This is a genomic window from Bradyrhizobium sp. (assembly GCF_049586575.1).
In the GTDB taxonomy this organism is placed as follows: Bacteria; Pseudomonadota; Alphaproteobacteria; order Rhizobiales; family Xanthobacteraceae; genus Bradyrhizobium.
Genome location: NZ_JBAVCF010000395.1, coordinates 1 through 8,054, shown reverse-complemented (window position 1 = coordinate 8,054; position 8,054 = coordinate 1). Strand labels below are relative to the sequence as shown.

Here is an 8,054-nt window from a genome sequence, read left to right as displayed (position 1 = left end):
CCCCCGACTTGCTCGGGCAGGCGGGGGGTCGATCACAACCGAGCCGCGGCACGGGAAGAGAAAATGCGCCGCGCGCTGTTTTCCTTTTCAAAGACGCAGCCGTCAGGCGAAAGCAGGGGCGGTTCGTGAAGCGGCTCGATGCAGAAAGCCTCGTATAGTTAAAAGAGCCGAAACGCCGCGCGCAAAGTTGCCACGAACGGCGAAACCGCGTTGCAAGTTCGCAGCGCTATGATGCGACCTTCATAACGGCCGGCCGATCGCGTCATCGATCGCCGAACACCAATAAAGCGGGGAAAACCATGCGCGGGCTGCTCCTGACCACATCGATTGTTTTCATACTCTCGTTCGCCTCCAGCTTTGCGGGCGCGGGCCCGCGAGTGATCACGGTCGATCCGGCTGCCGCCGAGGTGCCGCCGGGCTTCGAGACTTATCGCGGCTTTATTTACGACCTGTCCGAGAACGTGGACCGCAAGGACAGCGCCGCGATTACCGATCTCCTGAAGCGCCAGCTCGACGTCGTCGAGAGCGTCGGATTGAGCCCGAAGGTGCTGCAATTTTTCCACACCGTTCCGATCGTCGCCAGCGAGATGGGATGCACCGACCTCGGAGCCGCAATCGCCTGCTATGGTACGGTGCCTCCGGAAACGTCCGCGCGTAACCGCACCTTCACGATTTGGGACTCCAACAACATGCGCTGGAGCAACCCGAACTTCGTCGATCTGGCGGCGGACGCCGGCACCGGCGTCATCAAGCTGCGTCCGAACATGCTGAAATATGCGCAGGACCCCATCATCCTGCACGAGTTGCTCCACGCCTACCACGCCAAGCTGATGGCGGGAGGGCTTGAGAATCTCGGCATCAGGGCCTGGCACGCCAAGGCCGTGAGCAAGAACGTCTTCCCCAAGGAAGAGTATGCGATGACGAACCCGCAGGAATTCTTCGCGGTGACCGCGAGTGTTTTCCTGGCCGGCAAGGAATCCATCCACGAGCCGCACACCCGCGCGCGGCTGAAGGAAAAGCTGCCGAAATATTACAAATTTCTGGTCGAGCTGTTTGGCTTCGATCCCGAGCCGTCCAGCGAAACGCCGGTGGCCGATTCGTCCAAGCCGGCAGATAGCGCTGCGATGTCCCCGGCGGACGGCACCTGATCTCGCTTGGACCGGACTTGAACCGGTCTTGAACGGACTTGGCCGGCATCGGATCGCCCGGTGCCGGCCTCGCTAATTCAGTCTGTTCGCCGGCTCATTCGATCTTGATGTCGGCGTATTTGACGACCTTCGCCCACTTCTCGGTCTCGGCCTTGATCATCGCGCCAAAGTCTTCCGGCCTGGTGATCAGCGGTTCGCCGCCGAGCTCGACCAGGCGCTTCCTGACCTCGGGCTCCGCCAGCACCGCATTGATCTCATGGTTCAGCTTGGCGATGATTTCCGGCGGCGTTTTGGCCGGCGCACCCATCCCGAACAGCGCGCTTGCTTCATAACCGGGAACCGTCTCGGCGACGGTCGGAATGTCAGGCAGCTGCGACGAGCGCTCTGCCGTGGTCACGGCCAGTGCCCGCAACGCGCCGCCGCGGATGTGTCCGATGATCGAGGGCATATTGTCGAACATCACCTGGACGCGGTTGCCGAGCAGGTCGGTGGTCGCGGGCGCCGCGCCCTTGTAGGCGACATGCAGCATCTTCGCGCCGGTCATCGCCATGAACATTTCGCCGGACAGATGCACCGACGTGCCGTTGCCTGACGAGGCCAGATTCACCTTGCCGGGATTGGCCTTCACATAGGCGATGAATTCGGCGACAGTTTTGGCGGGCACTTCCTTGGCTACCGTCATCACGTTCGGCACGCGAAGAAAACTGGCGACCGGCGCAATGTCCTGGAGGAAATTGAAGCTGAGGTTGGCGTAGAGCGAGGTGTTGATGAAATTGGCCGGGTTGACCAACAGCACCGTGTAGCCGTCGGGATCGGCTCTGACCACAGTTTCGGTGCCGATGTTATTCCCTGCGCCGGGCTTGTTCTCGATCACGAATTGCTGGCCGAGACGCTCCGACAGTTTTTGTCCGATCAGGCGGGCGATGATGTCGGTGGAACCGCCGGCCGGATAGCCGACGATGAATCGGACCGGTCGCGCCGGATAATCCCGCGCCGACGCCGGGCCGACGGGTGCCGCCAAAGCGCACAGGCCGAATGCCAACAGAGCCATCGCGGTGCGGCGTGAAGCCATGCGTTCCCCCCCTCTCGTCTCTTATTGAATGAGCCCGGTCCGTCGTTGTAACAAACAAAATCATGCGCAACCAGCACTGCGCGACTACGACGAAAGGACTGCTGGTGCGGCGCAGCGATTGTTTGCGAACTTCTGAATCGGAGCTCTGGATGCCGGTCAAGGTCAACGCGCTCGATCATATCGTGATCAATGTCGCCGACGTCGCCCGCTCCGTCGAGTGGTACCGGAAGGTGCTGGGCATGGAGGTCAAGGTATTCGATCCCGGCCATGGCAAGCCGGTCAGGACGTCGTTGGCGTTCGGTCACCAGAAGATCAACGTGCGGCCGCGCGGCGCCGACAAGGTCGAGTGGTTCACCGCCGACCATGAAATGCCCGGCAGCGATGACCTGTGTTTTCTCACCTCGAGTACGCCGGAACAGGTGGTGGCGCATCTGACGGCGTGCGGGGTCGCGATCGAGGAAGGCCCGGTGACGAAACAGGGCGCCCGCGGGGCGTTACGATCGGTTTATTGCCGCGATCCCGACGGCAGCCTGATCGAGATTTCGTCGTATGAGGGTGAGGCGGTCTGAGCGACTATCAATACGCTCCGAGCGTCACCGGCCGGAAGGCGTGCAGGAGATGCACGTCGAGCTTGCCTTCCATCTGCTCCATGGTTGCTAACGCCTTGGCGTGGGTAAACTGCACCCGGTGGGGACGCGCTTCGATAAGCGCGGCGTAGATGTCGACGATCGTCGTCAGTCGCACGATGTCGCTGATCTGGTTGCTGCGCAGGCCGTCGGGGTAACCGGTGCCGTCCAGAAGCTCGTGATGATGCAGGACGACGTCCAGCATCTCCGGCGGATAGCCGCCCTGCGCGACCAGCGCCTCATAACCGAGACGCGGGTGCTTGCGGATTTCGCTCATCTCCTCTTCGTCGAGCAGACCCGGCTTGTCCAGAATGGCGGTCGGGACGAATGCCTTGCCGACATCGTGCAGAAGCGCTGCCCGCACCAGGCGACGCTGGTCGTCCTCGCGCATGCCAAGATGCTGCGCAAAGGCAACGGCAAAGCCGGTCACGAACAGGCAGTGACGGTAGGTGTCCGCGTGGTGACAGCCGACGTTCGTCAACCACTCCCGCAGCGATGAATGCTTGATTGCCTTGAGAATCTTGTTTTCGGCCTGAACAATGTCGCTGAATTTCAGCGGCTCTCCCGCCGGAAGCTTCTGGAAAATCTTGACCATCACCTCATGGGCGGCGGCCACGCCCCGGTTCAGGGTGCGCCCCCGCTCGGTCGCGTCGAATCCCTGGCTGTCAGGGAAGGCGGCGCGGATGCGCTGCAGGAGGCCGGCCGCATCGAACGGCCGCGATATCGTGTCGGTGGCGCCAAGCGCCCACGCCTGCATCGACCCATGATGAAGTGCATCGGCCAGCACGAACAGCCGCGGCATCGCGCGGTAGGATTCATGCTGCAACTTGTTTCGCACCCGCTGCACGCTTTCGGCGGAACGCAGATTGATATCGACCACGATGCCGGAGATCTGATCGGCCGGCGCGTCGGGAAGTTCCGACATCGAAACGGTGTGTACCTCGCTGACCGATTGAAGGATGCGCTCCAACTCGCGGCTTTGTTCCTGGTTGTCGGACGCCAGCAACAGGCGGCGCTTTGGGGCTTGAGCTGACATGGACCCTCATTGGACGGTGCGGACAGGTGAGCCACAACTTAACCGAGAAGACATTCCCCGAGGCTTAAGAGAGATCGTGAACAGGCGGCTTTTGTTGAAGGTAAAATTTGAATGAACGCGTTCGGCCGTAAAAAAGCCGCCGGAGGAAAACCCTCCGGCGGCTGGCAATTGTCGTTGGTTTGAAGGGTCTTAGGCCTTCATGCCCGCCTTGACCGCTTCCGCTGATATCGGCAACGAGCGCACGCGCGCGCCGCAGGCGTTGAAGATCGCATTCCCCAGTGCGGGCGCGATCACGGTCACCGCCGGCTCGCCGACACCGGTGGCGTGTTCGCCGTTGGCGATCACATGCACCTCGAGGTCCGGGGTCTGGCTCATTCGCAAGGGCGTGTAGGTATCGAAGTTGGTTTGTTCGAGACCGCCGTCCTTCAGCGTCGCCTTTTCGTACAGCGCAAGCGATACTCCCCACAACGCCGCACCCATGGCCTGGGCGCGGACGTTGTCAGGATGCACCTGCGTGCCGACGTCGGTGGCCAATGTCAGTTTCTTGACCTTGACCTCGCCGCTTGGCGCAACCGCAACATGGGCCACACAAGCGGTCCAGCTTGCCGTTGCTCTTTCCTGCGACGAGACGCAGGCGACGCCCATGCCTTCGCCTTTCGGCAACGGCTTGGTGCCGTAACCGGAGAGCCCCACGGCTGCGAGCAGCGTGTTACGCAGCCGCTGCGCGCCGCCGTTGTTGGCGCCCTTGCCATCGAGCAGGGCAATCCGGAATTGCACCGGATCCTTGCCCGCCGCATGAGCGAGTTCGTCGATCATGCTTTCGACCGCCCAGAAGGTCCAGCCGGGCGCCACCGAGCGCAATTGGCCCGAGGGTGTCGCGGTCTGCGCCATCTCGTTGAGAATGGCGCGGACATTGTGGTTGGGCACGGAATAGAAGAAATCCGCACCGTTCACGGTGAACGCATCGAGTGCGCCCTTCTTGTCGACCGACGGCGACAGGAAGGCAGGAATGCCCCATCGCTTGGTCGGCCATGCCGCGACCACGTCGTGGTTCATCGCGATCAGCTTGCCGTCGCCATCGAGACCGGCCTTGACCTTCTGGTAGGTCAGCGGACGCGTGAAATCCATGGTCATGTCGTTCTGACGCGCATAGATGATCTTGACCGGCTTGCCGACGGCTTTCGACGCCTGCACGGCCGGTACCAGCATGTCGCCCTCGAGACGCCGGCCGAAGCCGCCGCCGAGCCACTGCTGATGCATCACGACAAACTTCGGATCGACCTCGGCAGCGCCGGCCGCGATCGAGCCGGAGCGCGTCGCAAACTGGTTGCCGGTGTAGACGTGCCAGATGTCGCCCTTCTGCTCCGCCGTTGCCGTCATCGGCTCCAGCGGGGCATGGATGTTGATGCTGGTGGTGTATTCCGCCTCCAGCACCTTCGCGGCCGTGCCGAGCGCGGCCGCCGTATCGCCGTCCTTGACGAAGAAGAAACCGGAATCGTCGAGGCTCTGAAGCCGCTTGGCTTCAGCCAGGATGGATTCGCTCGACAGCTTGGCGTTCGGACCATTGTCATAGGTGATCTTTAGCGCATCGGCCGCCTTCATCGCGGCGGGATAGGTGCTCGCCACCGCGACCACCCAGCCAGTCGTCGTTGCGGTCTTGTCATCAAGCGTAACGGCCTTGATGAAGCCCGGAACCTTCTTGGCCGCACTGTCGTCAACCGATTTCACCGTGGCGCCGTAGCGTACCGGCGGGGTGACGACCTTGCCGTAGACCATACCCGGCAGCATGACGTCGATGCCGTATTTGATCGTGCCGTTGGTCTTGCCGGGAATGTCGAGCTGCGGAACCGAAACGCCGATCATGGTGTATTGGTCGGGCGTCTTCAGCTTGAGCGCCTTGAGATCGTCAGCGGTGAAGGTCTTGGTGATTTTTCCGCTCTTGACGACGTCGGCGAACGTCATCGACTTCTTCGACTTCGGATCCGTGATCGTGGAATCGCGCACGATCAATTGGTCGGCGGGTACGCCCCAGATGGCCGCGACCGCTTCCGTCATGGCGATACGCCCCGCAGCACCCGCGCGGCTCATCGCATCGAAGTTCATCATCGTGCTCCAGCTGCCGCCGGTGACCTGCGCGCCGAGCATGGGGTCGTTGAACTTCGGATCGTTGGATGCGAGTTGAACTCGTACATCCTTCCAGTTGACGCCGAGTTCTTCGCTGATGATCTGCGCCATGGTGGAGGCGATGTGCTGGCCCATATCGGCCTTGCCGCTGGTGACCGTGACAATGCCGTCCGGAGCGATCGAGTACCAAACGCTCGGATCGAAATTGCCGGCTGCGGCGAAGGCCTGGTTCACGCCAGGTAGCGCGGCGTAGCCGAGCACGAGGCCGGTGGCTGCGGAGCCAACCAGGAATGAGCGCCGGCTCAGATCGGCGGATTCATGCGATGTGATTTTGACGTGCGAATTCATGTGTGCCTCCGCTCGGTGCTGGCGTTGGATGCCGTGCGCATTTCGGAAGCCGCGCGCATGATCGCACTCTGGATGCGCGAATAAGTCATGCAACGGCAGAGATTGCCGTCCATGTGCGCAACCACTTGTTCCTTGGTCGGGTTTGAGTTCTTCGCAAGGAGCGAGGCCGCCTGCATGATCTGGCCGGATTGGCAGTAACCGCATTGCGGCACCTGCTCGGCGATCCATGCTTTCTGCAAGGGATGATCGCCCTTGGCAGAAAGACCTTCGATGGTGGTGATTTTCTTGCCGACCGCGTCGCTCACTGCCGTTTGGCATGAGCGTACGGCTTCGCCATTGAGATGAACGGTACAGGCCCCGCAAAGTCCGGCGCCGCAGCCGAACTTCGTACCTGTCATTTGCAGCTGCTCGCGGATGACCCAGAGGAGCGGCGTATCGTTTGCCGCTTCGACGGACAGAGTCCGCCCGTTGATATTGAGACTAGGCATAGGTTTCTTCCCCTGCCGGTGATGAAAACCGCTTACGGCGGAACTCATTTTTTTTGTTGGGTGGCACCCACCGGGATGGTGCCCAAACAGACAATGCTAGCGATCCGTGCAGGAGGCAACGAAAATCGCGCGCCGGTGAAGTTGTGCGTTGCGGCAGCCATGTTGTCGTAATTTTGTTCCCCGGAATATCGGGCGATATGATCCCACGAGGCGGCGAGCGAGGAATCACCACGAGGAAATCACAAGCCCACGTCGGAATTGCACACGGACCGGTGCGTTTTGCGCCTTGGCCCGCTTCGCCGTAGATTGCTCCGGCAATGCGTCATAAGGACAGTACCCGTGGGACATGACATCAGACTAACCGCTTCGGATCATTTTCAATTTGGCGCTTACCGCGCTGACCCCGCGGGCACGCCAAAAGCGGCCGCGGTCGTGATCCAGGAGATTTTCGGCGTCAATCACCACATTCGTTCGATATGCGACCGCCTCGCACGCGAAGGTTATGTCGCGGTCGCGCCGTCCATCTTCGATCGTATCGAGCCGAATTTTCAGTCCGGCTACTCGCCGGACGAAGTCGCGGTGGCACGCAAGTTCGTCGCCAACCCGGACTGGGCCGCGATGTTGCGCGACACCCAGGCCGCCATCGATGCCGTCAAGGACGTCGGTCCGGTCGGCATCATCGGCTTCTGCCTCGGCGGCAGCATTGCCTACGGAGCGGCGACCAGGCTCTCCGGCCTCAAGGCGGCGATCGGCTATTACGGTGGAGCGATCGTTCGCTCGGCCGACGACAAGCCGAAGGTGCCGACGCAACTGCATTTCGGAGAAAAGGACGCGGGCATTCCGCTGAAGGACGTCGAGACCATCCGAGCCAAGCGCCCCGACGTCGAGGTCTATATCTACGGCGGAGCCCAGCACGGCTTTAATTGCGACGAGCGCGCGAGCTACGACAAGAAAAGCGCCGACATCGCCTGGCCGCGCAGCATGGATTTCTTCGCGAAATATCTGAAGGGCTAAATCAGAACCAGCGTTCGCCGACGAGGATGGTATCGCCGGGGCTGATCGAGGTGCCGAGCGGGACGATGGTGCGGCTGGCGCTGTGGGTCAACGTGACGCTGTCGCGCTTGGCGCGCGGCGAGAAACCGCCGGCAATCGCGACCGCGCTTTCGACGCTCATATTGGGCACGTAAGGATATTGGCCGGGTGCGGCGACCT

8 protein-coding genes are annotated in these 8,054 nt (G+C 61.8%); 3 read left to right on the top strand and 5 right to left on the bottom strand.

Annotated features, from left to right (window positions below; genetic code table 11):
* The first annotated feature begins 299 nt into the window (after positions 1–299).
* Positions 300–1,148 (top strand): hypothetical protein, encoded by an 849-nt coding sequence (locus WB528_RS15735; RefSeq protein WP_423889337.1) that lies wholly within the window; start codon positions 300–302, stop codon positions 1,146–1,148.
* 94 nt (positions 1,149–1,242) lie between these two features.
* Here WB528_RS15735 and WB528_RS15730 read toward each other — a convergent pair whose 3' ends face one another.
* On the bottom strand, positions 1,243–2,220 hold the full coding sequence (locus WB528_RS15730; RefSeq protein ID WP_423889336.1) for a Bug family tripartite tricarboxylate transporter substrate binding protein: 978 nt from the start codon (positions 2,218–2,220) through the stop codon (positions 1,243–1,245).
* Between the two features lie 149 nt (positions 2,221–2,369).
* Here WB528_RS15730 and WB528_RS15725 point away from each other — a divergent pair, with 149 nt between their 5' ends.
* The gene (locus tag WB528_RS15725) at positions 2,370–2,789 is read left to right on the top strand and encodes a VOC family protein (RefSeq protein WP_423889335.1); all 420 of its coding nucleotides are present in this window, start codon (positions 2,370–2,372) and stop codon (positions 2,787–2,789) included.
* A gap of 7 nt (positions 2,790–2,796) precedes the next feature.
* Here WB528_RS15725 and WB528_RS15720 read toward each other — a convergent pair whose 3' ends face one another.
* The 3 genes from WB528_RS15720 to WB528_RS15710 form a co-directional block, all read right to left on the bottom strand.
* Positions 2,797–3,882, bottom strand: a complete 1,086-nt coding sequence (locus WB528_RS15720; RefSeq protein WP_423889334.1) for an HD domain-containing phosphohydrolase — start codon at positions 3,880–3,882, stop codon at positions 2,797–2,799.
* A 189-nt stretch (positions 3,883–4,071) separates the two neighbouring features.
* Positions 4,072–6,354: a molybdopterin cofactor-binding domain-containing protein gene (locus WB528_RS15715; protein ID WP_423889333.1), complete on the bottom strand. Its 2,283-nt coding sequence runs from the start codon at positions 6,352–6,354 to the stop codon at positions 4,072–4,074.
* The gene (locus tag WB528_RS15710; RefSeq protein ID WP_423889332.1) at positions 6,351–6,842 is read right to left on the bottom strand and encodes a (2Fe-2S)-binding protein; all 492 of its coding nucleotides are present in this window, start codon (positions 6,840–6,842) and stop codon (positions 6,351–6,353) included. The genes WB528_RS15715 and WB528_RS15710 overlap by 4 nt, the downstream gene beginning before the upstream one ends.
* A gap of 339 nt (positions 6,843–7,181) precedes the next feature.
* Between WB528_RS15710 and WB528_RS15705 the strand changes: the two genes are divergently transcribed.
* A complete protein-coding gene (locus WB528_RS15705) occupies positions 7,182–7,856 on the top strand; it encodes a dienelactone hydrolase family protein (protein WP_423889331.1) in 675 nt (224 codons plus the stop codon).
* A gap of 1 nt (position 7,857) precedes the next feature.
* On the opposite strand, the gene WB528_RS15700 is transcribed toward WB528_RS15705, so the two are convergent.
* On the bottom strand, positions 7,858–8,054 hold a 197-nt coding region (locus WB528_RS15700), incomplete at its 5' end, for an SLBB domain-containing protein (RefSeq protein ID WP_423887285.1).